Raw genomic sequence first — 26,283 nt, forward strand, 5'->3', positions numbered from 1 at the left:
AGGTTGGTGGTAACGGCTATTCCGGATTGGTTGCGGTACAGTTGAATATACTGGTTTGTCATACCTTGAAATTAGCTGCGGAAGATTTCAGATCAGTTACGTGTTTGGCAATCTGCTGGATAGAGTCAGCATTTTGTTGTGTCCCCTGTGAAGTCTGGCGGGTAATGGCCAGAATTTCTTCCATGTTTTTGGCAACCCTGTTGGAGACCCGGGTTTGTTTATGTGTCGCTTCGGTAATTCGAATGACCAGCTGTGCCAGACGTTTTGAAACGGTTTCGATTTCTTCCAGTGCGCTGCCTGTCGCATTGGCCCGCCGGGTTCCTTCCACCACGCCAGCCGTACTGCGCTCCATGGCAGTAATGGTGTCTTGCGCATCGCCACGGATGTTACGGATCAGTGTGCTGATCTGGCGGGTTGCCTCAGCTGAGTGCTCAGCCAGCCGCTGTATTTCCCGGGCAATGATGGAAAATCCTTTGCCGGCATCGCCTGCTGCCGTTGCCTGGATGGAAGCATTCAGTGCCAGGATATTGGTCTGCTCGGTAATATCTGAAATCAGTGTGACAATCTCGCCGATTTCTTGCGAACTTTCACCCAGCCGCTTGATTCGTTTGGATGTTTCCTGAATATACACGCGGATCTCGTTCATGCCGGCCATGGCATCCTGAACGGCACTGGCACCACTCTCTGCGGCGTACAATGTCTGTTTGGCCACATCTGCACACTCTTCTGCAGAGCTGGATACGGCTTCCAGTGATTCAGCAATCCCCAGCACGGCCACAGTGGCATCTTCAATTTTATGTGCCTGTTCCCGTGTGGCGTTCAGCAAATCGGATGAGATACTTTCCGCCTGATGAGAGGCGCTCATCACCTGAGAACTGGCGAGATTGATTTTTTTAACCAGTTCCTGCAATGCTTCGATTGTCAGGTTGATTGAATCAGCAATCGTCCCGGTAATATCTTCCGTGACAGACATCCGGGCAGTGAGGTCTCCGCCGGCAGGTACTTCCATTTCATCCAGCAGGCGCAGTATTGCACGCTGGGTTGTTTCAACACTTTGCTCCCCCTGGTAGATGCGCTTGCGCATACTGGTTGAGAACATATAGATAAATATCAGGCCACTGGCGACAGTCAGAAACATGGACAGATAAAACAGAACCGATACAAGTACATTTTTATCACGGTTGTATTCATTAATTGCCTGCTCAATCTGACTGACCAGCGTTGCCATGCTGTCATTAGCCGAGAAGGTTTCATACATGGCGTGCCAGGCACCGGTTGCTTCCGGAGCCAGTTTCTGGGCGGCACGCAGCAGATCTTCCAGCGCATTGAACTGAACACGAATCTGGGATAGCGCCTCAGAAGAAATCTGATTGCCCAGCACGGTTGCATATAACCAGTCCCGCCCTTTCACCAGTGTCTGGATCATCCCGGTGATCTGCTCGGATTCACCCGGCAACTGATCTGCAGCGGCGGGAACCTGAAATCCTCCCTGCAACATGGAGCTGACACTGCCGGTAATAAACTGGACCAGAATTTTTACAGTTTCAACCGCCACCGCCTGAGTGGAAGCGTGCCCCGTTTGTGACAATTCAACAGAAAATTCCTGCAGTTTCATTTGCAGGCTGTGATTGACGGAATCCACCCGTTTCAGGATTTCTGCCAGGCCAGTCAGTGCTTTCCGGCTTTCCAGAATCTGGCGAGCCCGGTTTTCCTTCATGTGCAGCGTATTCTGGAAATTTTTGAACAAATCGGCGGGAAGCTGCTCTGCTATGGCCGGGAGAGTTTCATGCCGGTATTCCCCTCCATGTTGCAGCAGGGTTGAATACTGCCCCAGCTGATCAAGGTTGGTACGCAACTGAATAAAAGCCTGTTCATTACCGCGCAGCGCTTCCCGGGAAACGATCACCAGATGCTGACTGTCAGTATGAATTCGTCCAGCCACTTCGAGAGAAGCGGTATGGCTGCGCATCTGTTGGGAATCAATACGCAACAGGATCAGGGTAATCAGCAGAAACAGGACAAACAGCGCCCCCATAAACCACGATTGGCGGAATATCTGCAGATATTTGGTAACGGGAAGTAAAACAGTCATATCGCCGGAGTTATCGCAACCTGTCATATGCTGGAATCAAGCCTTATTTTTGGTGGAATTTCTGTCAAAAACGCCCTTGCCGGCATTCCCGTATACACCGTATACATCTGAAAAGCCAATATTATGATGACATAATTCCTGAGCGATAGGATAGTCGCTGCCTGATGGGAGCAAAAAACAGAAGAAATTCGTAAAACACTTCTTTATTATGGTTTTGAAATGGAATTTCCGGGGGAAGCCGGGTGTAAATCTGTTTTGTCTCACGTGGAAACAGCGTGTTTTTCATTCAGGATCAGATTCTGGTGAAAAAATTCCTTGCAGTGAATACCCCTCCCGACTACCGGGCAATGCGGGTTATGGGTGTCAACTGCCCCGGGCGCCAGTCTTTTTGTTTCAGGTCATGGGAATAGCAGGAGCTCCTGTTGGACAAACGCCGGCTGAAAATTGTGTGCCGTACTGGCTTACCCTCGTAAAAAACTGCAAAATAGCCCTCATCATCAGGAAGGGAAGCAGGGTAAATCCGTGTCAGGTATCAGGCTGGCTTTCCGCGTCCGCGTAACGGTTTTAATCAATCAGTCAGATCAGCGAAACCAATGAATTCAGATATCAGTGTGCCGGAAAATTTCGTGGAACTTAAACCCAGCCCCTGGAAGCATTTATGGTTACTGATATTCTCGGGCTGCTTTACCCTGCTGGGGATTCACGCTTTACGCGAGCATCCCGTGTCCGGGTGGCTCATCATCGGCTTTTTTGGCTCAGGTGTAATCATTGTGCTGATTACGCTTATTCCGGGCAGCAGTTATCTCCGGCTTGAGCCCGAGGGAATGCTGATACGTTCTCTGTACCGCACCTGGTATATCAGCTGGTCAGACACCTCCCGGTTTTTTGTGTTGTCAGCGGGTGGTCAGGCTATGGTCTGCTGGAACTATACTCCGGGTTTTAATACGAAACAGCACAGAAGAAATTTATCGAGAATACTGACGAGCGTGGAAGCTGGGCTTCCTGACACATACGGTTATTCTGCACCGGAACTTGCCGGGCTGCTCAATCAATGGCGTGATACCTGTCTGGCAGAGCATATCAATAATTAAGAAACGCTGAGAAACGTCAGCGGGATGGTCAGCTCAGGGAATGTAACTCAGGGAATATAAAAATAGCAGCACACAGGCAGTGTTTCAGAGGGCCCTTATTTCAAAGAGCCCTTAGCACCCACAGGAGCGCTTTATGCAGAGTCAAACGTTAAAAAAAATAATTATCCCGACCGTGCTGTTACTCTGCGCCCGCGCAAGTGTCGCCGATACCTCAGCCAGCGTCAGTTGTTCCGGTAATGGTTCAGCATCCGCATATTCCCGTTCAGGAAGTGGTGTTTCACATTCGAGCGTGCGTTGCACAAACAGCAGCGGGCAGGATTCAGTGGTGCCAGGCGGGATTGCAACCAGCAAATCATATTCACCCGGCCTGTATACATCGCTGGTCATGTCTGGTGCAGGCAATGTTGAAATAAGAACCGGCAGTGAAAACAGTGTCATCGTTTCCGGGGGTGGCAATTACGTGGAATCTGTTGAGGTTAATTCATCAGGCGGAGTGTTGGCCATCCACTGGCCAGATACGGGAAACAGCAACCTCAATGTAACCGTGACGGGCTCTGCTCTCCAGACACTTGAAATCTCCGGAGCGGGCAATACCGAAGTTTATGGTGATTTCCCCCATGGTTTATCTGTCAGAAAAAGCGGGGCAGGTAATATAAATATCGGGGGGCAGGCAAGCTACCTCGTATTGAACCTGTCTGGGGCTGGCAATACAGTGGCAAGAAATCTCATAACAAATGAAGTTGAAGTGGATGCCTCCGGTGCAGGCAATGTATCTGTATGTGCTAAGGAATCAGTATCAGGGTCACTTTCCGGCGCTGTGCATTTCAATATTTATTGCAACCCGCCTCGGGAATCGATTCATACTCAGGGTGCTTCAAGTATCAGATACCGGTAGTCATGGGCAATATAAGCTGTTAAGAAATTTCTGCCGGAAAAATTTACCCTGCACCAACCGGAGGATTAACGGGCCGGTTATCAAAGGGATAACTGTAAAATCACCTCATCACTTTATTACCCTATCGCCTTAACCCTGCCTGCGACAAACCTCACACCCTGCAAACTACATGTGGATATAGCGTTCTTCATCCGGGGCAAAATTTCTGTAGAGGAATTCCCTGAGATGAATATCCGCCCACTGGCGAAATCGCACGCCCTGCAGGGAGCGCAGGCGATTACCGGTAGCCAGGATCAGATCGAGATTATAGTAAGTCAGATGACGTCGCACCTGCCGCCTGCCCTCTGGCTGGATCACCAGAAATTCCCTGACAGCGACATCCCGGCACAGCACTCCACTCTCAAGAATATTCCTGATATGGAGAGAAATATTTTGCTTGGTAGTCTGAAACAATTCTGCAATTTCCAGCTGATTCAGCCAGATACTGCCATCTTTCACACGCAGATCAAGCTGCACCTGGCCATCTTCCGATTGATAACAAATAGACTTGTTTATTTTCAGCGTTTTCATTTTGGTATATCAGGCCAATCCATTGCAAAATCACCCCGTACCGCCTGCAGCCGCAACTGTGCTTCTATCAGACCGGACAACAGCTCAAGATGATTGAGCTGCGTTTCATATCGCACGCGCACCGCATCCAGCAGCTCAATGATCGAGCTTTTACCCAGTTGATAGGCATCCTCTGCCATTTGTTTCAGGGAAGGCAGGCGCGGCTCCAGCTGCTCCCGGAAGTGATCCAGTGCGGCCATTCGCTGAGCTACCAGTGTGGCGTAGCGTTGTTCATCCGCCTGTACCTCTGCTTTCGCCAGATATCGGCGCAGGCCGGCCAATTGCTCTTCCGCTTTTGCTCTATCAAAAGCGCCGCCACGTGTTTCGAAAATTGGTACTTCAACTGCAATACCAATCGTATTAGTTGCCCCGAATGGCGCACTTGTCCAGAATCGGCCGGCTGTCAGCGAGACATTGGGGAAACGTTCCCGACGTGCTGTCTCGGTATTGGCCCGGGCAGCCGCTTCCTCCTGACCGGCTGCAACGAGTATCGGGTTTTTATCCACATCATCCGGGTGCTCTGTACCCATACTCAAGGGAAATAATTCTCCAGTCCCGCGAGGTTTCCAGTCCGCAAAACCAAGGAGCGTTGCCAGCCGGGCCTGGCAAACTGTCAGTTCGGCATCGGCTTCTGCAGATCGCGTGTGCCATGCAGCCAGCTCGACATCTATGCGCAGCAAATCATACCGGCTCGCCATACCATTCTCCTGACGGCCTGCCACAATATTCTGCAGTCGGCCCAGTTCTGTCATTCCTGCTGCCAGAGCAGCCTGTTTTTTCTGGGCGGCAAGCAGCGTTATGAAGGCAACTCCGGCATCAGCAGCCAGCTGATTACCGGAAGCGTCAAAACGGGCCTGCGCGGCACTGATATTACGTTCAGCAGCTTCAATACGCGCACCGCGCTGCCCGGCTATCAGGAGAGGCTGTTCAATCGAAATTTCCTGAGCCTTCGTGCCTTCATAATTGGTAAAAGCGTTGGGTTGACGCAAATAGCTGTAACTCACCGTCGGGTTCGGGTAAGCGCTGGCAGTGCGCCGCTCGGCCCGGGCAACGGCAATATTCTGCTGCTCAAGTACCAGCCGTGGATTGGCTTTCCTTGCCAGAGCCAGCACAGTAGCCAGATCAACCGATTCTGGCGGAGTTTCCGCCCGGGCCGGTAAAACGGTCAGTCCCATCAGCAGGAGCGGCAGGAGAATCGAATGCAGAATCATGTATCAGTTTTTGCAGATGTCTTGAGCTGCCCGGGAGCAATCAGACTGTAGATCACCGGCAGCACCAGCAGCACCACTGCCAGTGTAGTCAGCATGCCGCCAACCACGACCAGCGCGAAAGGACGTTGCGTTTCACTGCCAACGCCAGTAGATAACGCCATTGGTAATAAACCGAATAGCGCCAGCAAGGATGCCATCAGAACAGGGCGTAACCGTTCTGTCGCACCTTCCAGCAGGGCGGACAGCAATTTTTCACCATGTTGACAACGCATTTCAGCTGCTGACAGAACAAGGACACCCATCAGGGAAGCTTGCCCCAGCAACGCGATGAAACCAATGGCAGCGCTGACTGAAAGCGGAATGCCGGCAAACAGGAGAGCAAATACGCCACCCGTCAGGGCAAAAGGAACCGCAGCCAGAATTGCCAGAGCACTGCGACCGCTGTTCAGGGCAGCGTAAAGCAACCCCAATACCAGCAGCACTGCAACCGGTATTACCAGCTGCATCCGTCTGGCTGCACGTTCCTGATTTTCAAATTCACCTCCCCAGACCAGATAATGTCCATCCGGCGCCCTGATTCCGGACTCGACGGCCGTGATCGCATCCTGAATTACCGACCCCATGTCACGATCTTTCACATTGAATTTAAGTGCGAGGAAACGGATATTACCTTCACGTACAATCGAGGCTACCCCGTTACTGATCTGAATATCGGCCAACTGCCGTAATGGAATACGGGCTCCTGACGGGGCAGCAACAGGCAGATCTGCTATTTTGTCGAGATCATCATGAGCGGGTTTGGGCAGCAGAAGACGCACGGGAACGGGCCGCTCTTCTTCCCAGTATTGTGTTACCACCCGCCCGGCAAGCGCGGTTTCAACTGATCTTGCCGCATCTTCAACCGGAATTCCGGCACGCGCCAGCGCTGGGCGATTCAGCCGGATATGCAGCTGCGGGCTGGATACATCCCGATACAGATCAAGCTCTGTTACACCGGGTACTTCTTTGAGCACTGCCCTGGCCTGTTTTAAGGTGTCGCGCATGAGAGTCAGATCATGACCAAAGATCTTCAGGACAACCTGACCCCGTACTCCGCTTACCGCTTCTTCAACACTATCCCTGATCGGTTGGGAAAAATTGAAGCGCACGCCGGGGATTGCCGCAAGCGAGTTACGCATCGCCTGAATCAGCTGTGGCTTATCCTGTCCACTGCGCCACTCGTTCCGGGGTTTCAGCCGCACAAATGTTTTCAGCATATTGACACCTTCATTATCAGTGCCATCTTCCGGCCGTCCATGTTCGGTATGCACATCCAGCGTCTCGGGGAAGGTGCGTAAACGCTGATGAACCTCCTGCAGCACTTCCTGGCTTTTTTCCAGCGCAATACTGGCTGGCATTTCAACAAATATGGCCAGATCACCTTCATCCAGTTCAGGCAGAAATTCTGTTCCCAGTCGGGTGGAGGTAAATGTACCCGTTATCAGGAGAATGGCTGCCAGCGCAACGGTAACACCGCGCAATGTCAGGATTTGAGTCAACAGTCTGCGATAACTGTTGCGCAGCCTTCCAATCCAGCCGGGTTCAGTCAATTTGACATGCTCCGGTCTGAACAGACAGGCGCACAGTGCAGGCACCACTGTCAGTGAAAAAACCAGCGCTCCCCCAAGAGCAAAAGCATAGGTAAGCGCAAGCGGCCGGAAAATGCGTCCCTCCACTGATTGCAGGGTAAATACCGGCATCAGTGCAGCAATGATGATCAACATGGAAAAAAGGACCGGGCGCCCGACTTCCCTCGCCGAACGGATTACCAGTTGCCGCACGGCCTGTCTGCTGGCGGGCCGTTCGTGCCGAATGGCATGGATGATATTTTCAACCAGCACGACAGCACCATCGACCAGAATGCCGAAATCAATTGCTCCCATGGAAATCAGGTTGGCGGGCAACCCCAGGGCGTGCAAACCCCAAAAAGCCACCAGCAGCGATAGCGGGATGACAGCCGCGACAATAATGGATCCGGTAATGCTGCGCAGAAAGAACCAGACAATCCCGACCACCAGCAGGAAACCGTGCAGAAGGTTTTCGTGCACAGTCGTCAGTGTGTGGTTCACCAGCACACTTCGGTCGTACACTGCTTCAATTTTCATCCCGGCCGGGAGAATGCTTGAATTCAGCATTTCAACCTGATGGTGAATTTCTTCAAGTACACGGGAAGGATTTTCGCCCCGGCGCATCAAAACCAGCCCTTCAACGACTTCTTTCCTGTCGTTCCATGCCACTGATCCCCGTCGCGGCGTGGCTGCGAGTTTAACAACAGCCACATCACCGAGAGTAAGCGGTGAGCTGTTACTGGTTTTCAGGGGAATTTTCTTAATATCCTCCGCCGAATCAATATAGCCAATCCCGCGAATGGTGAGTTCCTGGTCGCCGTGGCGCAAAAACCCTCCTCCAACATTAAGGTTGGCCTTGCGGAGCGCTTCTTCAAGCTTCTCCAGTGTAAGACTGGCACCATACAGCCTGGCCGGATCTGCCTCAACATGGATTTCCCTGAGAAACCCACCAAAAGGAATAACATCAGCGACTCCCTGAATCTGCCGTAAAACACGGGTAATGTTCCATTGCATTTCCGAGCGTATCTGATAAAGGTCATGACGATCACTCATCACACGAAAACGATAAATCTTGCCCAGCGGCGTGGCATCGGGCGCCAGTGCCGGTATGACACCTTCCGGCAGATCCGCCTGGGCCAGCCGCTGATTGACAACCATGCGGCTGACAAAGGAATCCGCATGGTCATCAAAAATCAGTGTTACCAGCGATAAACCAAACAGACTCTCGCTGCGTAACAGTGTCATGCCTGGTGTGCCGTTAAGTGCGCGCTCCAGTGGGATGGTCACCTGGCGTTCAATCTCCTCGGCTGCATAACCTGGCATCTGCGTAATGACCTGCACCTGAACATTGGTGACGTCCGGAAAAGCCTCGATTGCAATCGCCTGATAAGCCCGGATACCAAAGATGGCAACGATGACTGCGAAGAACAACACAGCCAGCCGCCGGTGAACGCTATTTTCAATAACCGGGTTCAGCATAGGCACTTAAAGCAGTTGTTCGGCAGCACCATCCAGCAACAAAGCTCCTTTTACCACCACTTTTTCACCTGCCTGCACCCCTTCCAGAATAATTACACGATTACCGTATGAATTGCCGGTACGAACTGAGCGCGATTCATACGAACCATCGGCGCGCTGAACATACACAATCTGCTGACCGCCTTCTTTAATCAAAACAGCTGTGGCTGGCAGGTTCAAACGAATGGCATCATCCGTCATGTTTAATTGCACCTCGGCCAGCATTCCGGCTGACAGATGATTCGATCGCCCTGATTGTTCCGATCGTCCCCTGAAAGCAAGGTAAACGGGAACACGACGCTGATCTGCACTGACAACCTGCCCCATGCCATCTATCACCGCTTCCAGCCTGGCTCCCGTTCCCGGTATATACACATCGGCTGACCGGCCAGCGGCAATCTTGCCAATATCGTTCTCCGGAATATCGACAATTACCCATAATCTGTCAGGATCACCTATCTCTGCCAGTGCTTCATCTCCTGGAGATACCACGCTGCCGGTACTTGCTTTAATGCTGAGAACGGTACCATTTGCTGGTGCACGCAGCACAAAATGATCCCCTTTGCCGCTTCCGAATAACTCAACAGCATGCCTGGCCCGCTCCAGCTCGGCCCGGGCCTCCCTGAGAGCGGTTGCCGCACTGAAATGCTCCACCTCCAGACCGATACCTTTTCTGATCATCTCATTCTGGCGGCGCAACAGATCTTCTGCTGCTGCATTTCTGGCCAGAGCCTGATTCAGTTCTGCTCGCGCCGCTGCCACATCCGCACTTTGCAAAGTCATGAGTGGCGAACCGGCCCTGACAACTTCGCCTGGCCGCACATCAACTGAAAGAACACGTGCTGTCACAGGAGAACCGATCGCTGCCATTGCCTGTGGCCTGAAAGCGATTCTCCCGGGCAGGATGCCGCTTAAAACGCTCCCTCCTGTACCGGCTGCTTCAACCACAATAAACCGGCGGGAGGCTTCAGCCATCGTCAATCCATCTGTTTTGCTTTTCTGTTGCAGTACAGGTTCCCCCGATTGCGAGCAGGCAGCCGGAAACATCATAGCCAGTAACAAGCAGAGGTAATGTAAAGTGGAACTTATTAACCTCATTCAAATCCAGTAGGAGAAGTAATTGTTTTTTGAGCAAATCAAGAGCACGCACCATAACAGGGCATTCCTTAAAAAATCCTGAAAGCAGCATAAAAATAACGAGATGAGAATTCTTCTGGTTGAAGATGACAGTGCACTGCGCGATGCACTTTCTCAGGCATTGCGACTGGCGCGTTACGGTGTTGATCCTGTGTCGGATGGTCAGGCGGCAGACAACGCATTACTGGCTAATTCCTACGATCTGGTGGTGCTTGATCTTGGTTTACCCTATCTTGACGGCATAGAAGTACTGCAACGCCTGCGTAACCGACAGGACCACACTCCCGTTCTGGTCCTGTCTGCTCGTGATGACATCAGTGAACGTGTACAGGGGCTTAAAACAGGGGCCGATGACTACCTCACCAAACCTTTCGCACTACCGGAGCTGGAAGCCCGCATCAAAGCATTGCTTCGCCGTGCATCCGGTGGAAAAATGCAGCTCGTTCACGGGCCACTGGAATTTGACCTGGACGGCCGTATTGTATTGATCGATGGCAAACCGGCAGATTTTTCCGTACGCGAAATGGCGATTCTGGAAGTGCTGATGCAGCGTTCGGGACAAGTGGTAATTAAAACCCGCCTTGCCCAGAGAATCAGTGACTGGGAAAATGAAATCGGTGTTAATACGATTGAGGTTTATATCCACCGGCTGCGCAAAAGGCTGGAGCCGAGAGGGGTACGCATTCGTACGATTCACGGATTAGGCTATTTACTTGAGCCTTATGTCACCACTTAATCGTCTGACATTACGTCAGAGACTGCTGCTCTGGCTATTACTCCCCATTGTGGGGCTGATCGCAATCTGGGCCTGGGCCACCTACGCAATCGTTTTGTATTTCGCCAATCTCGCCCATGACCGGGCACTGGAAGATACCGTGCAGACGCTGGCCGGACAGGTTCATATTGAACAAAACCGGATTAACATCAACCTGCCACCGGCTGCACACCGTATGCTGGAGTTCGATCAGATGGATACGGTCTATTTCAGTGTTTCGGATGAACATGAGCAACAGTTGGCCGGTAATCACAAACTGCCCCCCAACCCGGAAAGCAGCAAAACACCAGAAAAAACCCGGTTTTACAGCGACACTATCAACGGAGTGAATTTACGCCTGGCGGAATATGTCATTGCAAATGAACATAACAGGGGTGAAATTTATGTTCGTGTAGCCGAAACATTGAACAAACGCGAAACACTCGCACGCGAAATTCTTATCTATGTGCTGGCAGCACAGTTTCTTTTTCTTACCGGCATTGTGCTGCTTGTCTGGCATGGTATTGGCCGTGGTATTGCCCCGCTGAGCCGGATACGCGATGCGATAGCGCTGCGTACTCACGAGGATTTAAGCCCGCTGGATGAAACCGGATTACCGGTGGAGGTCTGTGAACAGGTACGTGTCATCAATGATCTGATGATGCGTTTAGGCCGGACGATTACAACACAGCAACGTTTTATTGCGGATGCCACTCACCAGTTACGCACTCCCATCACTGTCCTGCGCACCCAGGCCGAGCTTGCTCTGCGAGCCGATGCAAAAGATTTGCATACTTTTGTTATAAAACTGGCAGCCGCTTCAGCCCGTCTTTCCCGCCTGGCCAATCAGTTGCTTAATCTGAGCCGGGCCGAAGCCGGATTGACGGATACAACAAAATTCACCCGATTTGGAGTGGGTGAATGGGTCGAAGATGTTGTTGCCGAATATGTACCGGCTGCGCTGGATAAACATATCGAAGTCAGTGTCAGCATTGCAGATGACATGCCGGCGATACGCGGAAACCGGCAGCTCCTGTTCGAAATGCTGGCTAATCTGGTTGATAATGCCATCCGCTATACACAGGCAGATGGAAAAATCGAGATTGTTGCCCAGTACGCTGATGAAAGCGTGATCCTGATTATCACGGACAATGGCCCGGGGATCCCTGAAGCCGAAAGGGAGCACGTTCTGGAGCGTTTCTATCGGGGAGTTGAAGTCAGTACTGAAGGGAGCGGTCTGGGATTAGCCATCGCGCAGGAGATTCTCAAACTGCATGGCGGACGTCTGACACTTGCCGCGGCACCACAAAATACCGGATTATGTGTAACGGTTGAAATTCCAGCTGTAACAGCGGTCTGACACCGAAAAAATTACCGGACAATCAGGCGAGAAAAAGCCGGTAAGCGGGGTTGCTGCTCTCATCCCAGAAGTTGTAGCCCAATTTATCGAGAAACAGATTAAATGTCTGTTTTTCTTCCGGCGAGACTTGTATACCTATCAGGACACGGCCAAAATCAGCGCCATGATTGCGATAGTGAAATAAACTGATATTCCAGTGATCGCTCATGTTATTCAGAAAATTCATCAGCGCACCAGGGCGATCCGGAAATTCGAAGCGATACAGGATTTCATGTTCAACCCCCCGGGAACGCCCGCCCACCATATGGCGGATGTGCAGCTTGGCCATTTCGTTATCGGTCATATCCTCGGTTCTCAGATCGTTTTCCCGCAGTATCCGGATCAGGTGCTGTGACTCTTCACGATTACGCACTGACACACCTACAAAAACATGAGCCATCCTGGGATCTGCATAGCGATAATTGAATTCTGTAATATTACGAGCTCCCAGCAGGTTACAGAATTTTTTGAAGCTTCCCGGTTTTTCCGGAATCGTCACGGCAAATACCGCTTCACGCTGTTCACCCAGCTCAGCCCGCTCAGAAACATGACGCAGGCGATCAAAATTCATGTTTGCACCGGAGGCAACTGCAACCAGGGTTTCATGCATTATGTTTTTTTGCCGGGTATACAGCTTTAGCCCGGCAACTGAAAGTGCTCCGGAAGGTTCAACGATAGAACGCGTATCCTCGAAAATATCCTTGATGGCCGCACAAATTGCATCTGAATCTACCAGTATGATTTCATCCACCAGTTCGCGGCACAGCCGGAAAGTTTCCTCACCAACCAGGCGAACGGCTACCCCATCGGCAAACAAACCCACTTGCGGAAGTTCAACACGACGCCCCTCCTGCAAAGAGAGATACATGGCATTTGAATCAACAGGCTCCACCCCAATAATTCTGATATCCGGGCGCAATCGTTTCACATACGCAGCAATACCTGAAATCAGCCCGCCACCACCTATTGGTACAAAAATAGCGTGAATTTTGCCCGGATGCTGGCGCAGGATTTCCATGGCAATCGTACCCTGCCCGGCAATTACATCCGGATCATCGTAAGGATGAACAAATGCAACCCCTTTTTCTTCAGCAAGGTTCCGGGCATATTCATAGGCATCATTGTAAGAATCCCCTTGCAGCAGCACGGCTGCACCCATTGCCATCACGGCATTAATTTTGATTTGCGGTGTTGTTGCCGGCATGACAATCGTGGCGGAACAACCCAGTTTCTGTGCAGCCAGCGCCACGCCCTGCGCATGATTTCCCGCCGAAGCCGCAACCACCCCCTGCTGCAGCACATCAGGAGCAAGCCTGGCCATCTTGTTATACGCGCCGCGCAACTTGAATGAGAAAACCTGCTGCATGTCTTCTCTTTTCAGTAATACCCGGTTATGAATTCGGGCAGACAGCGATGGAGCAGAGTCCAGCGGCGTCTCGCTGGCAACATCATAAACATGCGCAGTCAGTATTCTTTCAAGGTAGTCATTTGCCATGTTATGAATGCCTGGAGGTGTTCAGCGTCGTACGGAGAAAAAAACTGTTTTTTGTATCTGTATCAGATTCTGATGAGAAATGAACCCGGTTTGTGATCGGTTATCACAAACGTCAGGCCTGTTGCAGTCCGCGAGCAAGATCAGCTTTGAGATCATCCGGTGATTCCAGGCCAACGGCAAGGCGCAGCAAACCATCCCGGATTCCGGCAGCTTCACGGGCTTCCTGGCTGATGCGCCCATGGGTTGTAGTCGCCGGGTGAGTCAGTGTACTTTTGGCATCTCCCAGATTTGCGGTAATCGATATCACCCTGGCTGCGTTGATTACACGCCAGGCGGCTTCCCTGCCACCTTTCACCTCAAATGAAACGATACCTCCACCTGTTTTTTGCTGACGCATTGCCAGTTCATGCTGTGGATGTGATGACAGACCGGGGTAAAACACCCGCTCTATCCGGGGATGCGCTTCCAGCCAGCGCGCCATTTCCAAAGCATGATCAGAATGTGCCTTCACTCTGAGATTTAATGTTTCCAGTCCTTTTAAAATAATCCAGGCATTAAATGCACTCAGAGACGGGCCGGCTGTTCGCAAAAAACTGAAAATCCCGCTGTCCATCAGTAAATCGCGTTTTCCCAGGATTGCTCCTCCCAGCACCCGGCCCTGTCCATCCAAATATTTTGTAGCCGAGTGGATTACCAGATCTGCCCCCAGCTTGAGCGGTTGCTGTATGACCGGGGTACAGAAACAGTTATCGACAGCCAGCCACGCCCCAGCTCGTTTGGCGATTTCTGCCAGTGCGGCAATATCAGAAATTTCAGTTAACGGGTTGGAGGGTGTTTCCAGAAAAAACAACCGGGTGCCGGATTTGACTGCAGCCTGCCATTCAGCGGGGTCAGTGGCTGAAACAAAGGTTGTTTGGATATTGAAGCGACTGAGAATATTGCTGAACAGACTAACGGTAGATCCGAACAGGCTGCGTGAAGCGACAATATGATCCCCGGCGGATAACAGGCCCATTACACAGGTAAGAATCGCAGACATACCGGTTGATGTTGCAATACAGGCCTCTGCACCTTCCAGAACAGCCAGCCGTTCCTGCATGGCTGTTACAGTCGGATTGGTAAAGCGCGAATAGATATTGCCGGGCTCCTGCCCTGAGAAGCGCGCTGCGGCCTGCTCGGCACTGCCGAATACGAAACTTGAAGTCAGATAAAGCGCTTCCGAGTGTTCATTAAACTGGCTGCGGTGTATACCTGTATGTATGGCCAGTGTTTCCGGGTCTAATTCATCATTCATAGTTGTTTTTTTTATATTACTGATCCATTGACGACAGGGTTAAATCAAGCTGGGTGGTACGCTCTCCCTGGGATAAACCGGGGTTATTGCGCTGTGACTCTATCCTGTAAAGATATTCCTGTGTGATATTACCTGCGATATATCGCCCGTCAAAGCAGGAGGTTTCAAAATTTCTGATATGTGGATCAATCCGGATAATCGCCTGTTTGAGTGCATCCAGATCCTGATAGATCAGATAATCTGCACCAATCTCACGGCAGATTTCCTTATCGGTACGGTTTGTTGCAATCAGCTCCTGGCGGGTTGGCATATCAATACCATAGACATTAGGAAAGCGTACCGGCGGCGCAGCTGAAGCAAAATAAATTTTATTGGCTCCCGCCTCACGTGCCATCAGGACAATTTCCCGGCTGGTTGTCCCGCGCACAATGGAATCATCAACCAGCAGAACATTCTTGCCACGAAACTCAATTTCAATCGCATTCAGTTTTTGCCGGACTGATTTCCGGCGCTGCTGCTGGCCCGGCATGATAAAAGTTCTGCCCACATAGCGATTTTTGACAAATCCTTCTCTGAAACTGATGCCAAGGCGATTGGCAAGTTGCAAGGCACTGGGCCGGCTGGATTCAGGAATCGGAATGACGACATCAATATCCAGATGCTTCATATCAGTACTGATTTTATCTGCCAGATTCACTCCCATATTAAGGCGGGTCTCATAAACTGAAAGACCATCCAGCATGGAATCAGGTCGAGCGAGATAAACGTATTCAAAAATACAGGGATTCAGGCTGGATCGGGCAGCACACTGCTGACTATAAAATTGCCCGTCCATATCAATAAAAACAGCTTCCCCGGGAACCACATCGCGAATAAGGCGAAATCCCATTGTATCCAGCGCAACACTTTCGGAAGCCACCATGTATTCGGCTCCGGCATCCGTTTCAACGGAACCGAATACCAGCGGCCTGATTCCGTAAGGATCACGAAATGCAAGCAGTCCATAGCCGGCAATCATGGCAATAACAGCGTACGCTCCCTGGCAGCGCTCATGAACACCGGCCACGGCTGAAAAAATTTCAGCCGGATCAAGCTGATAACCGGTTGTTCGTTCCTGCAGCTCATGTGCCAGCACGTTCAGCAGCACTTCCGAGTCGGAATGTGTATTGACATGCCGTCGATCGGAAAGAAACAGCTCCTGATTGAGCGTCTCTGCATTGGTCAGATTGCCGTTATGGGCCAGTACAATACCAAATGGAGAGTTTACGTAAAAAGGTTGTGCTTCTGCCGGTGAAGTTGAAGATCCTGAGGTGGGATAGCGTACATGTCCAATACCCATATTTCCGGGTAGCGCCCGCATATCCCGGGTACGAAAAACATCCCGTACCAGGCCAAGCCCTTTATGCATATGAAAACTGTTACCTTGTGCTGTAACGATACCGGCAGCATCCTGGCCACGATGCTGCAGCATGAGCAAGCCATCGTAAAGCAGCTGATTAGCAGGTGATCGGGCAACCACACCTAGAATTCCACACATAGCGAGCTCGCTGAAAAAGTGGATTATAAAAATTTTACGAAACCAAAACTCCCCGTATCCGCATCAGCTACAGGGTATAAAACTTCTGTCCGGCAAACCTGAAAAATACGCTAGCCCGCCCTGCCAAAACCAATAAGATTTTTGAAATCCTGTGGCAGCCAGGGAATGATGTCTGCGGTCAGTATCTCAAGAGGTTCACTCAATACCGCCTGTTTCCAGAAAGGTTGTTGCGGCAATGGCGTAAACCCGGCTGCTGTCATCAGGAACAGCACTATCACCAGTCCGCGTGCCACCCCAAATAACGCCCCCAGCATTCTATCTATCAGGCCGAGTCCTACCCCCTTTACCAATGCAGATAACAGCTGGGATACCAGCATCGTTATCAGGAGCGCTATAAAAAAAGTCGCACTGAATGCAGCCAGCATGCGCATGGATTCATTTTCAATCAGCCCGGATAATAACGGTGCCACGTTTACTGAATAACGGCTGGCTGTAAAAAATGCAACGACCCAGGCAAGCAATGACACAATTTCATGTACCAAACCACGCGTAATACTCAGCAAAGCCGAGAAAGCCACAATGCCAATAACTGCGTAGTCAAAGACGGTCATTTAGTTGTCACAACTCCACTCAAACCGGTTTTTTTCAACCGCTCATGCTCTGCTTCAGCTGCTTCACGTGTGGTAAACGGACCAATACGTACACGGGTCATCTCACTGCTTCCGACCCTGATTGTCTCGGTGTAGGCCCTGATCCCGTTTGCAACAAGATTTTGCTGCTGCTGCCTGGCTTTGGCCACATCGGAAAATGCACCCAGCTGTATAACGAATGCGCCTTCCTGTACTTTTGCTGTATTACTGACGGGGGCTTTCTCCTGCACAACAGGTGATTTTTCTTGAAGGGCAGGAGCTTTTTCCTGCACTACCGGAGCAGATTTTACGAATGCAGGCTTGCGTGCCGGAACCGGCATGCTATCCACGCCCTCATTGCCCGATTTTATATTTTTGGATTTTCCCGGGAGTTCTGAATCACTGAAAGGTTGTGGTTTATCAGGATCAGGTGCTATCTCAGCTTCATCAGTATCAGGTACTGGAGCACTTTCCGGGGTCATCCAGGGATAAGCTTCTGCTGTTAATTCTTCAGAAGGAATTTTAATATCAATCTGCTGCTCTTCCTGCTGAGGTGCATCATCAAGAATCATGGGTAAAAAAACAACTGACAGAATCACGAAAGTGATAGCACCAATAAGGCGCCTTCTGGCGCGCTTTCTCAGGAGGATTTCTTCTTCGCTGACATTTTTAACCATTTTTACTTATCCGCTTACCTTTAAGAATGTAATCCTTCAAGACCCCTCATCACCGAGCTAACGGTGTAAAACGACCCAAACACGCATATTCTATCATTATCACCAGCGTGATCACGTGCGTAAACGTAGGCACTCCACACGTTCTGGAATGTGTACAAAATATCTTTCTGCTCAATACCTGCCTCTTTCAGGGCCTGCATCATTTCATCCTCGGATGCACCTCTCGCCACGTCCAGCCTGGCAATCAGCCAGTAATCAATATTTTTTTTTAAAGCACCCAGCGTACCAGTCATATCCTTATCACCGAGCATCCCTGCCACAGCATAAGTGCACCCCTTTACAGGCATGCTTTCCAGACTGGCGGATAACTTACGCGCTGCTGCCGGATTATGTGCCACATCCAGAATGATTATCGGACGTGCCGAAATCATTTGAAATCTGCCCGGTAAAGCAGTATCAACCAACCCTCGCCGGACGGCATCCATTGGAACCGGCAAAGTTTCTTCCAGGGTTTCCAACGCTGCCAAAACTGCACTCGCGTTTTGCAGCTGGTAACGTCCCTTTAAGGCCGGCAAGGGTAAATTCTGGCGGTGTCCGGAAATTCCCCGGTAACACCATTGCTGATTATCAGCAACGTAGCTAAAAGCTTCACCGATACAATACAAGTTAGCGTTTGTCGCCAGCATTTTTTTGTACAGACTGCCCGGTATCTCCGGTTCAGCACAGATCGCCGGCCTGTTCTCCCTGAAAATCCCGATCTTTTCCTGACCAATAGCTTCTCGGGTAGTCCCAAGATACTCCATGTGATCCAGATCAATACTGGTCAGAATCGCGCAGTCGGCATCAAAAACATTAACCGCATCCAGGCGACCGCCCAACCCGACTTCCAGGATTGCCACATCAATACGGGATCGCAGAAATAACAGCATGGCAGCCAAAGTGCCAAATTCAAAGTAAGTGAGTGTTGTATGCGTTAATTCGCGAGCAGCTTCGATCTCTGCAAATACCTCACACAAGGCTTCATCGCTGATTTCACGCTGACTAATCCTGATCCGCTCGTTATAACGCAACAAGTGCGGCGAGGTATAACACCCCACCCGATAGGATGCATGGTTGAGAATTGATTCAAGCATTGTACAGACAGAACCCTTGCCATTTGTACCGGCAACGGTAATAACAGGAAATTCCGGCTTTAATCCCAGCGTATCCCTTACTTTTTTTACCCGCTCCAGACCCATATCGATTGTTTTAGGGTGAAGTTTTTCGAGGTAACTTAACCAATCCTCAAGGGTTGACAGCCGGATATCCATCATTAATTCTGACCAAATGGAATGAAAACAGCGGTCATATTAACAGGCAACAGACTTACACGATCACCTGCGGTTGACATGGCAGTCAGTCAAAAAATTTGCAGACTTCAGGAAAAAAATCAGAATACATTTGTGCCAGAGCAACAATAAACGTGGTATCAGGCTTCTGTAGGCATGGTGAGCTGTAATGCAGGCGCCTGGGTACGCATCAGTAAAGTGCAGAGATTTGCCAGTCGATTTCGCATTTCACGGCGATCAACTATCAGATCAATGGCACCGTGTTCTAATAAAAATTCTGCTCGCTGAAAGCCTTCCGGTAATGTCTGACGGACGGTCTGTTCAATGACGCGCGGCCCGGCAAAGCCGATCAATGCTTCGGGCTCTGCAATGACAACATCTCCAATAAATGCAAAACTGGCAGAAACTCCCCCCATCGTGGGGTCTGTCAATACCGAGATAAAAGGCAGTTTCTCCCGGCTTAACTGCTCCAGTGCGGCAGTTGTTTTCGCCATTTGCATTAATGAAAACAAACCCTCCTGCATACGGGCCCCACCACTTGCGCTGAAACAGATAAAAGGAAGGTGATGTGTCACACAGGCTTTTATGGCGCGTACAAAACGTTCGCCAACCACGGATCCCATTGACCCTCCCATGAAACCAAATTCGAAAACAGCAGCAACAACCGGGACTGATTTAATATTCCCGCGCATGACCACGAGCGAATCAGATTCGCCAGTTGCTTCAAGAGCATCATTCAGTCTGTCTGTATACCGCTTACTGTCGCGGAATTTCAAAAGATCCTGCGGCACGACATCCGCCCCGATTTCATGACGATCCCGAGGATCCAGTAAAAACTCAAGCCGTTTGCGCGCCGAAATACGATTATGATGGCCGCATTTCGGGCATACATTCAGATTTTTTGCCAGATCTGTGTAATAGAGAACGGCCTCGCAGTTGGCACACTTGCTCCACAACCCTTCAGGAACAGCTTTCTTCTCACCGTTTTCTTTACGTTTGATTTTGGGTGGAATGATGCTTTCAAACCAGCTCATATATTATTTCCCTGTAGCAGAAGAATTGGATCTGGTATCGACAGCACGTCGCAGGGATTCAACCAAAGCACCCACATTCATCAGCAGGTCCGTTTTTGAAGAATGTTCGATTTCTTCCACGATGCGGCTGCCTATAACGACTGCATCTGCCTGTTCAGCAATACTGCGGGCGGTCTGCTCATCCCTTATGCCAAATCCTACTCCGATCGGTATTTTGATATGGGCCCGAAGTTGTGACAGTCTATTGCCAACCTCCTGCAGATCAAGATGTGACGCACCTGTCACCCCTTTCAGGGAAACATAATAAACATACCCTCTGGCAAGCTCCGCGACCTGTTTGATTCGCGACTCCGGTGTTGTTGGAGATAACAGAAAAATTGGATCAATATGCTGCGCTTTTAAGTGTGCCACCCATTCAGCACATTCTTCCGGCGGGTAATCAACAACGAGTACACCATCGACCCCGGCATGGCTTGCAGCCTGCGCAAAATTTTCATGACCCATCGCCTCTATCGGGTTAGCGTATCCCATTAGAACTACAGGAGTATTTTGATTTGTTTTTCTAAATTCAGCCACTATTGCAAACACATCTTTCAAACTGATGTGATGCTTCAGCGCGCGCTCTGAAGAACGCTGGATAGTTGGACCATCTGCCATAGGATCAGAAAACGGCACTCCCAGCTCAATCAAATCCACTCCAGCCTGTGTCAGTCGGTGCATCAGGGCGACTGTTGCAGCTGAATCCGGATCACCGGCCGTAATGAAAGGAATAAGGGCAGCTCGATTTTGTGATTTAAGTCGGGAAAAAACAGATTCGATACGATTCATTTAACTGACAATCTGAAGAACTCAAGGTTGGAAAAACGGATTAAGCTCGTTTAGAGCGTAATACCTGATTGCTGTGCCACCGTTATCATATCTTTATCCCCACGACCCGATAAATTTACCAGGAGCAGCTGGTTTTTATTAAGCGTTGGTGCCAGCTTTGCCGCATATGCCAGGGCATGACTGGATTCCAGTGCGGGGATGATGCCCTCAAACCGGCACAGCGCGTGAAATGCAGCCAGTGCCTCATCATCTGTTACGGCCACATATTCAGCTCGGCCACAATCTTTTAACCATGCATGCTCGGGCCCCACTCCCGGATAATCCAGACCGGCAGAGATCGAATGAGTCTCAATAATTTGACCGTTTTCATCCTGTATCAGATAAGTACGATTACCATGCAATACACCCGGCCTGCCCGTTACCAGGGTAGCAGCATGCTCCTGTGTATCAATCCCTTTACCGGCTGCTTCCACACCAATCATTCGTACATTTTCTTCGCCAATATAGGGATAGAACAGGCCAATGGCATTAGATCCTCCTCCCACACAGGCAATTAAAGCATCCGGCTGCCTGCCGTATTCCTCCAGCATTTGTTTTTTTGCTTCGTTACCAATAATTGCCTGGAAATCCCTGACCATCATCGGATAAGGGTGCGGACCCGCAACTGTTCCAATAATGTAGTAAGTGTTATTTACATTGGTAACCCAGTCACGCATAGCTTCGTTCAACGCATCTTTAAGCGTGCGTGAGCCGGAGTCCACCGGAATAACCGTAGCGCCGAGCAACTTCATACGGTAAACGTTGGTTGCCTGCCGTTTGACATCTTCGGAACCCATGTAAACAACACATTCCATTCCGTAACGTGCAGCAACGGTGGCACTTGCCACACCGTGCTGACCGGCACCTGTTTCAGCAATGATACGGCTCTTCCCCATGCGTCGTGCAAGCAGTGCCTGACCAACTGTATTGTTTATTTTATGCGCACCCGTGTGATTCAGATCTTCGCGTTTCAGCAGAATCTGTGCGCCACCCAAATACGCTGACCAGCGTCTGGCATGATAAACAGGACTGGGGCGACCTACATAATGCTTAAGTTCATGAAAAAATTCGGCCTGAAACTCGGCATCATCACGATAATATTCATACTTCGTACAAAGCTCATCCAATGCAGAAATCAGGGTTTCTGCAACGAACGTACCGCCATATGGGCCAAAATGACCGCGCTTATCGGGAAGATCATACGTCTTCACAAGATCTTACTCCTTGCATAAAAGCAGAAATCTTATTCGCATCCTTGATGCCCCTGGCCGCTTCAACGCCACTTGAAACATCAATTGCCGATGGATGCGTCTGAATAATTGCATCGGCAACATTATCCGGGTGCAGACCACCTGACAGTACCCACGGCAACGGTAACTCTGCAGGAATCAGCTTCCAGTCGAAAACGTGCCCCGTCCCTCCCGGTATTCCTGTTGTATAGGTATCCAGCAATACCCCCCTTGCCCCTTCGTATTGCTGCGCATATTGTAGCAAATTCAACCCGTTCCGGACACGGACAGCCTTGATATACGGCAGACAGAACTGATTACAAAAATCAGGAGCTTCTTCACCATGAAACTGCAAAAGATCAAGCCCGGCAACTGTACTTGTAGTATCCACCCATGATTTATCAGGATTAACATAAACCCCTACTGCCTGCACGAATGGAGGCAGATGTTTCACAATTCGACCTGCCTCTTCCGGTGAAATATACCGCTCACTCTGTGACCACAAAATAAAACCAATCGCATCTGCTCCATGCTGCACAGCAGCCATGGCATCTTCCAGGCGAGTAATACCGCATATTTTGACACGGACACGCACTCAATTTCCCTCTGATAGTAATTTTCTGATTAAATAATGTGTCTTACAGGGTATCGATTGGCCGGGTAACGCCAGAAACAGCCAGATTCCATCTGGCATCGTACCGGACCCCGGACAGATACAGCCCATTGGGAGAGAAGGTTGGCGCGGCAAGTGCTCGATCCCGCTTTTCCAGGAGCATCTGCACCCATTCAGGAGGGTATTTCTCCTGCCCCACATAAACCAGTGCGCCAAGGATATTTCGAACCATATGATGCAGGAATGCATTGGCACGAAATTCGAAGATAAAATATTGCCGGTGCCGGACAATGCTCAACCGGGTCAGTTGCCGCACAGCAGTTTTTGCCTGACACTCTGACGAGCGGAAAGCACTGAAATCATACTCACCCGTTAACAACCCTGCTGCTATTCTCATTTTTTCCAGATCAAGCGGGTAATGTACCCAGCCGATCTTTCCATGATTTACCCCGGGACGAGCCGAACGGCTCAACAGATAATACAAGTAGGTGCGCTCAGTTGCACTAAATCTGGCATGAAAATCGTCACTCACTTCGAAAGCATTCAGAACCGAGATGTCACCCGGCAAAAGCGCATTTGTACCTCTTACCCAGGCAGTCAGGGGCCGTTTTGCCTGAGTCTCAAAATGTACCACCTGACACAGCGCATGTACCCCGGTATCCGTCCTTCCCGCTGCAACAGCCTGTATTTTTTCGCCTGCAACTCCTGATAATGCTTTTTCCAGTTGACTCTGTACAGTGATATGGCCAGGCTGTTTTTGCCAGCCATAATAACCACAGCCATTGTATTCCAGCGCTAAGGCAATTTTCACGAGTAAAGGTTTTTATCCTCCGGACAATGCCGCAATATTTTTTATCATACAAATTCCGGTCTTTCTTAAAAACCGGGCTGTCAACCTGTTTTTTCCAGCATGGAACGCGCTGTCAACTGTTGCTCATCATCGCCTTCACGCAAGACTTCTTCAAGAATTTCCCTGGCACCCTCCTGATCATCCATTTCAAGGTAGGCCCTGGCCAGATCAAGCTTGGTTGCCACTTCCTGCCACTGCATTTCCTCTGCCTCAGAATATTCTTTCGCGGGTTGACGTTTCGTATCCGCCCCATCTCCCAGATCAAGGTCAATATTTGCCAGGCTGGCACTGATATCTGACAATTCACTTACCACACCAGGTTCTTGATCACCCGGCAGATGCAGATCAAAATCAATTTGGTGCTCACCATGCGGTGCAGCAAACCCTTCAATAACATTCTGCGTCTGTACTGCGTCTGTCTTGCCTTCCTGGCTCATATCAGGAACAGTAAAAATCCACTGTTCACCTATACCGGTATTCGTGTTCTGATCGTCTTTTTCTGATTCAGCAGCATCGCTTCCGTATTGAGTTTGCTCAGATTCAGCTGTGCTAATCCTGATTTCATGATCCAATTCGTTAAATGTTGAATTATCCTCTTGCAGGGCCGGGTTATCTGAATCCGGATCAAGGAAGAAATTTTCATCAGTCGCCTCATCCTGCCTGCCACTAAAAAACACCCCCGGGGCAATATCAGTATGGCTGTCGGCTGAATTAACATTTTCCTGTTCCGTTAAATGAACCGCTTGCTCATTCAATTCGATCGCACTTCCCGGATCTGAAGATGTGATTGCAGTTACCCCTGCGTCTGCTGAATTACTAGCCTTGTCGTCATAATCATAAATATCATCTTCGGCATCTGTATCATCCGCCTGTGCCTTTCTGCGACGAATCACCGAAGCTCCCAGCACCAGTACCAGCAGTGCTGCTATACCACCTGCAGCCCATTCAGTATTTTCTGTAACAAACCCGACCAGTGTATCCATCAGAGCAGGCTCTTCCGGTCCAGAATTGGCCGGTTGTAGTGGTTTCGCCGATGGTGCCGGGTTTACCGGCTGTACAGGAATGGTAACAGGCAGCGCTGATTTTTCTGGCGCATGAACTGCTGGCTCTGCAGTTTCAGTTGCAGATCCGGTTTGTTCAACCCCTATTGGGGCAGGCTGAAGGCCGGGAATAGGCTTAGCCTCTGCTGATTCCGGCCCGGCTTTATTTTCAGCTGCTTCACCTTTCAGTTCTAACAAACGCTGTAATTTGGCAACATTCTGTTCCAGAATAGCCACTCTCTCATTTGCTTCATGCAGCGCCCGCTCTTTTGCGATCGCATCTTCTTCCATCATGTGCAAATAATTCTGGGCAGTCTTATTATCCGCATGTTTATCAGATGTATGGCTGTCATCCAGCAACTCTCCTTTTGAGAGAATCAGTACTTCCTCAGGTTTCCCTGCCCCTGCACCAGCGGATTCTTCAGTAACAGTTGTAATTTTCCCTGATTGAGATTGCTCCAGCTTATTCTTGCTCTTGCCGGGCGTGCCGCCAGCCAACTCTGCAATTTTCTGGCGATAATCCTCCCAGTTTTCTTTTTGTACCGTTACTTCGCGGGAAGCTTCTCTTGTGGTAATGGAAGTAATTTCGCTTTCATCAGGAATGCGCAGAATAACGCCAACCTTGAGCAGGTTCATATTCTTTTCAAGGAATGCATCCCTGTTGGCACGGTACAGGGCAACCAGCATCTGATTAAGGTTAATTCCATCAGGCGACACCTGTCTTGCAATTCTGCTTAATGTATCACCATGCATAACCGGTCCGTATGTATTGCCATCCTGAGCTGCCGGTTTTATTCGAGATGCTGGTGACTGTTTTTCAGCTTTAGCAGGGTGCCGGATCTCCTCTGGAACATCAATCGACGCAGATTCAGCAGACTTGCTGGCGGCGGACTGCACAACCGGGGCCGCCACAGTCGGTTTTCGGGTATCTGCAGGATCAAGCAGTACATTGTACTCACGCAACATACGCCCTGAGGATGAATGAAGCTCAATCAGCAGCTTCAGGAAAGGTTCGCTAATCGCCTGAGATGAAGTCACGCGTATGTAAGGCTGTCCGTCTGTTCGTTTTTCTACAGCAACAGACAGGGTTGCATGGTAGGGGGCAAGATTGATACCCGCTTTTTGAAAAATCCTGGGTGAGGCAAGTTTGGCTGCTAATGTATCAACCTCTTTGTCAGTCACAGATTCCAGCACTATTTCTGCTTTTAAAGGTTGGCCAAGATATGAGCTTACATTCAGCTTTCCCAGGCCGGCTGCCTGGGCAATAGAGACAGACGTGAATATGCCGGCCAGGAATAACGTTTTGTATAAAACGTAAGGAGATACCTTCTTAACGCTGAAATTCATTATCTTCACACAAACACTCCTTGACGTTAT

The 26,283-nt window shown here is 50.1% G+C and carries 23 protein-coding genes; 4 read left to right on the forward strand and 19 right to left on the reverse strand.

What is annotated here, in order from left to right; all coding sequences use genetic code 11:
- Positions 1 to 58 precede the first annotated feature (58 nt).
- Positions 59 to 2,092 (reverse strand): methyl-accepting chemotaxis protein, encoded by a 2,034-nt coding sequence (locus IT527_RS06795; protein WP_292967776.1) that lies wholly within the window; start codon positions 2,090 to 2,092, stop codon positions 59 to 61.
- A 593-nt stretch (positions 2,093 to 2,685) separates the two neighbouring features.
- Here IT527_RS06795 and IT527_RS06800 point away from each other — a divergent pair.
- Positions 2,686 to 3,183, forward strand: coding sequence for a hypothetical protein (locus IT527_RS06800; RefSeq protein ID WP_292967777.1), 498 nt, complete (start codon positions 2,686 to 2,688; stop codon positions 3,181 to 3,183).
- Between the two features lie 141 nt (positions 3,184 to 3,324).
- On the opposite strand, the gene IT527_RS06805 is transcribed toward IT527_RS06800, so the two are convergent.
- Positions 3,325 to 3,570: a hypothetical protein gene (locus IT527_RS06805; RefSeq protein WP_292967778.1), complete on the reverse strand. Its 246-nt coding sequence runs from the start codon at positions 3,568 to 3,570 to the stop codon at positions 3,325 to 3,327.
- Here IT527_RS06805 and IT527_RS06810 point away from each other — a divergent pair.
- Positions 3,569 to 4,078 (forward strand): DUF2807 domain-containing protein, encoded by a 510-nt coding sequence (locus IT527_RS06810; protein WP_292967779.1) that lies wholly within the window; start codon positions 3,569 to 3,571, stop codon positions 4,076 to 4,078. The genes IT527_RS06805 and IT527_RS06810 overlap by 2 nt on opposite strands.
- A gap of 165 nt (positions 4,079 to 4,243) precedes the next feature.
- Here the strand turns inward: IT527_RS06810 and rhuM are convergent, their stop codons facing one another.
- The 5 genes from rhuM to IT527_RS06835 are packed head-to-tail and all read right to left on the reverse strand — an operon-like array spanning position 4,244 to position 10,176.
- Positions 4,244 to 4,648: a RhuM family protein gene (rhuM, locus tag IT527_RS06815; protein ID WP_292967780.1), complete on the reverse strand. Its 405-nt coding sequence runs from the start codon at positions 4,646 to 4,648 to the stop codon at positions 4,244 to 4,246.
- A complete protein-coding gene (locus IT527_RS06820; RefSeq protein ID WP_292967781.1) occupies positions 4,645 to 5,898 on the reverse strand; it encodes a TolC family protein in 1,254 nt (417 codons plus the stop codon). The genes rhuM and IT527_RS06820 overlap by 4 nt, the downstream gene beginning before the upstream one ends.
- The gene (locus tag IT527_RS06825) at positions 5,895 to 8,984 is read right to left on the reverse strand and encodes a CusA/CzcA family heavy metal efflux RND transporter (protein WP_292967782.1); all 3,090 of its coding nucleotides are present in this window, start codon (positions 8,982 to 8,984) and stop codon (positions 5,895 to 5,897) included. The genes IT527_RS06820 and IT527_RS06825 overlap by 4 nt, the downstream gene beginning before the upstream one ends.
- 6 nt (positions 8,985 to 8,990) lie before the next feature.
- Positions 8,991 to 9,998 (reverse strand): efflux RND transporter periplasmic adaptor subunit, encoded by a 1,008-nt coding sequence (locus IT527_RS06830; RefSeq protein ID WP_292967783.1) that lies wholly within the window; start codon positions 9,996 to 9,998, stop codon positions 8,991 to 8,993.
- Positions 9,991 to 10,176 carry a hypothetical protein gene (locus IT527_RS06835; RefSeq protein ID WP_292967784.1) on the reverse strand — a complete coding sequence of 62 codons (186 nt, stop codon included), beginning with the start codon at positions 10,174 to 10,176 and terminating at the stop codon, positions 9,991 to 9,993. Before IT527_RS06835 ends, IT527_RS06830 begins: the two co-directional genes overlap by 8 nt.
- A 48-nt stretch (positions 10,177 to 10,224) precedes the next feature.
- Here IT527_RS06835 and IT527_RS06840 point away from each other — a divergent pair, with 48 nt between their 5' ends.
- Entirely contained in the window at positions 10,225 to 10,896 is a 672-nt protein-coding gene (locus IT527_RS06840; protein WP_292967785.1) for a response regulator transcription factor, read from the forward strand.
- On the forward strand, positions 10,883 to 12,274 hold the full coding sequence (locus IT527_RS06845) for a sensor histidine kinase (protein ID WP_292967786.1): 1,392 nt from the start codon (positions 10,883 to 10,885) through the stop codon (positions 12,272 to 12,274). Before IT527_RS06840 ends, IT527_RS06845 begins: the two co-directional genes overlap by 14 nt.
- Positions 12,275 to 12,296: 22 nt before the next feature.
- Here IT527_RS06845 and ilvA read toward each other — a convergent pair whose 3' ends face one another.
- From ilvA to IT527_RS06905, 12 genes are all read right to left on the reverse strand, one after another.
- Entirely contained in the window at positions 12,297 to 13,808 is a 1,512-nt protein-coding gene (gene ilvA, locus IT527_RS06850) for a threonine ammonia-lyase, biosynthetic (protein ID WP_292967787.1), read from the reverse strand.
- Between the two features lie 112 nt (positions 13,809 to 13,920).
- Positions 13,921 to 15,102: an O-succinylhomoserine sulfhydrylase gene (locus IT527_RS06855; protein ID WP_292967788.1), complete on the reverse strand. Its 1,182-nt coding sequence runs from the start codon at positions 15,100 to 15,102 to the stop codon at positions 13,921 to 13,923.
- Between the two features lie 16 nt (positions 15,103 to 15,118).
- The gene (gene purF, locus IT527_RS06860; RefSeq protein WP_292967789.1) at positions 15,119 to 16,639 is read right to left on the reverse strand and encodes an amidophosphoribosyltransferase; all 1,521 of its coding nucleotides are present in this window, start codon (positions 16,637 to 16,639) and stop codon (positions 15,119 to 15,121) included.
- Positions 16,640 to 16,749: 110 nt separating this feature from the next.
- A complete protein-coding gene (locus tag IT527_RS06865) occupies positions 16,750 to 17,250 on the reverse strand; it encodes a CvpA family protein (protein ID WP_292967790.1) in 501 nt (166 codons plus the stop codon).
- A complete protein-coding gene (locus IT527_RS06870) occupies positions 17,247 to 17,945 on the reverse strand; it encodes an SPOR domain-containing protein (RefSeq protein ID WP_292967791.1) in 699 nt (232 codons plus the stop codon). Before IT527_RS06870 ends, IT527_RS06865 begins: the two co-directional genes overlap by 4 nt.
- Positions 17,946 to 17,965: 20 nt before the next feature.
- Complete coding sequence (gene folC / locus IT527_RS06875) at positions 17,966 to 19,258, reverse strand: bifunctional tetrahydrofolate synthase/dihydrofolate synthase (protein ID WP_292967792.1); 1,293 nt, start codon at positions 19,256 to 19,258, stop codon at positions 17,966 to 17,968.
- A 155-nt stretch (positions 19,259 to 19,413) separates the two neighbouring features.
- The gene (gene accD / locus IT527_RS06880) at positions 19,414 to 20,307 is read right to left on the reverse strand and encodes an acetyl-CoA carboxylase, carboxyltransferase subunit beta (RefSeq protein ID WP_292967793.1); all 894 of its coding nucleotides are present in this window, start codon (positions 20,305 to 20,307) and stop codon (positions 19,414 to 19,416) included.
- A 3-nt stretch (positions 20,308 to 20,310) separates the two neighbouring features.
- Positions 20,311 to 21,135 (reverse strand): tryptophan synthase subunit alpha, encoded by an 825-nt coding sequence (trpA, locus tag IT527_RS06885; protein WP_292967794.1) that lies wholly within the window; start codon positions 21,133 to 21,135, stop codon positions 20,311 to 20,313.
- 50 nt (positions 21,136 to 21,185) lie between these two features.
- On the reverse strand, positions 21,186 to 22,385 hold the full coding sequence (gene trpB, locus IT527_RS06890) for a tryptophan synthase subunit beta (protein WP_292967795.1): 1,200 nt from the start codon (positions 22,383 to 22,385) through the stop codon (positions 21,186 to 21,188).
- Positions 22,372 to 22,998, reverse strand: coding sequence for a phosphoribosylanthranilate isomerase (locus tag IT527_RS06895; RefSeq protein ID WP_292967796.1), 627 nt, complete (start codon positions 22,996 to 22,998; stop codon positions 22,372 to 22,374). The genes trpB and IT527_RS06895 overlap by 14 nt, the downstream gene beginning before the upstream one ends.
- Positions 22,999 to 23,041: 43 nt before the next feature.
- A complete protein-coding gene (gene truA, locus IT527_RS06900) occupies positions 23,042 to 23,827 on the reverse strand; it encodes a tRNA pseudouridine(38-40) synthase TruA (protein ID WP_292967797.1) in 786 nt (261 codons plus the stop codon).
- 80 nt (positions 23,828 to 23,907) lie between these two features.
- The gene (locus IT527_RS06905) at positions 23,908 to 26,253 is read right to left on the reverse strand and encodes a FimV/HubP family polar landmark protein (protein ID WP_292967816.1); all 2,346 of its coding nucleotides are present in this window, start codon (positions 26,251 to 26,253) and stop codon (positions 23,908 to 23,910) included.
- Between the last annotated feature and the right edge of the window lie 30 nt (positions 26,254 to 26,283).

The sequence above is a fragment of the Nitrosomonas sp. genome (assembly GCF_020852615.1).
In the GTDB taxonomy this organism is placed as follows: domain Bacteria; phylum Pseudomonadota; class Gammaproteobacteria; order Burkholderiales; family Nitrosomonadaceae; genus Nitrosomonas.

What these genes read in the sequence shown, in the direction of transcription:
- IT527_RS06795 (WP_292967776.1), bottom strand. Translation starts at nt 2,092, where the DNA reads ATGACTGTTTTACTTCCCGTTACCAAATATCTGCAGATATTCCGCCAA.
- IT527_RS06800 (WP_292967777.1), top strand. Translation starts at nt 2,686, where the DNA reads ATGAATTCAGATATCAGTGTGCCGGAAAATTTCGTGGAACTTAAACCC.
- IT527_RS06810 (WP_292967779.1), top strand. Translation starts at nt 3,569, where the DNA reads ATGTCTGGTGCAGGCAATGTTGAAATAAGAACCGGCAGTGAAAACAGT.
- IT527_RS06805 (WP_292967778.1), bottom strand. Translation starts at nt 3,570, where the DNA reads ATGACCAGCGATGTATACAGGCCGGGTGAATATGATTTGCTGGTTGCA.
- rhuM (WP_292967780.1), bottom strand. Translation starts at nt 4,648, where the DNA reads ATGAAAACGCTGAAAATAAACAAGTCTATTTGTTATCAATCGGAAGAT.
- IT527_RS06820 (WP_292967781.1), bottom strand. Translation starts at nt 5,898, where the DNA reads ATGATTCTGCATTCGATTCTCCTGCCGCTCCTGCTGATGGGACTGACC.
- IT527_RS06825 (WP_292967782.1), bottom strand. Translation starts at nt 8,984, where the DNA reads ATGCTGAACCCGGTTATTGAAAATAGCGTTCACCGGCGGCTGGCTGTG.
- IT527_RS06830 (WP_292967783.1), bottom strand. Translation starts at nt 9,998, where the DNA reads ATGGCTGAAGCCTCCCGCCGGTTTATTGTGGTTGAAGCAGCCGGTACA.
- IT527_RS06835 (WP_292967784.1), bottom strand. Translation starts at nt 10,176, where the DNA reads ATGGTGCGTGCTCTTGATTTGCTCAAAAAACAATTACTTCTCCTACTG.
- IT527_RS06840 (WP_292967785.1), top strand. Translation starts at nt 10,225, where the DNA reads ATGAGAATTCTTCTGGTTGAAGATGACAGTGCACTGCGCGATGCACTT.
- IT527_RS06845 (WP_292967786.1), top strand. Translation starts at nt 10,883, where the DNA reads ATGTCACCACTTAATCGTCTGACATTACGTCAGAGACTGCTGCTCTGG.
- ilvA (WP_292967787.1), bottom strand. Translation starts at nt 13,808, where the DNA reads ATGGCAAATGACTACCTTGAAAGAATACTGACTGCGCATGTTTATGAT.
- IT527_RS06855 (WP_292967788.1), bottom strand. Translation starts at nt 15,102, where the DNA reads ATGAATGATGAATTAGACCCGGAAACACTGGCCATACATACAGGTATA.
- purF (WP_292967789.1), bottom strand. Translation starts at nt 16,639, where the DNA reads ATGTGTGGAATTCTAGGTGTGGTTGCCCGATCACCTGCTAATCAGCTG.
- IT527_RS06865 (WP_292967790.1), bottom strand. Translation starts at nt 17,250, where the DNA reads ATGACCGTCTTTGACTACGCAGTTATTGGCATTGTGGCTTTCTCGGCT.
- IT527_RS06870 (WP_292967791.1), bottom strand. Translation starts at nt 17,945, where the DNA reads ATGGTTAAAAATGTCAGCGAAGAAGAAATCCTCCTGAGAAAGCGCGCC.
- folC (WP_292967792.1), bottom strand. Translation starts at nt 19,258, where the DNA reads ATGATGGATATCCGGCTGTCAACCCTTGAGGATTGGTTAAGTTACCTC.
- accD (WP_292967793.1), bottom strand. Translation starts at nt 20,307, where the DNA reads ATGAGCTGGTTTGAAAGCATCATTCCACCCAAAATCAAACGTAAAGAA.
- trpA (WP_292967794.1), bottom strand. Translation starts at nt 21,135, where the DNA reads ATGAATCGTATCGAATCTGTTTTTTCCCGACTTAAATCACAAAATCGA.
- IT527_RS06905 (WP_292967816.1), bottom strand. Translation starts at nt 26,253, where the DNA reads ATGAATTTCAGCGTTAAGAAGGTATCTCCTTACGTTTTATACAAAACG.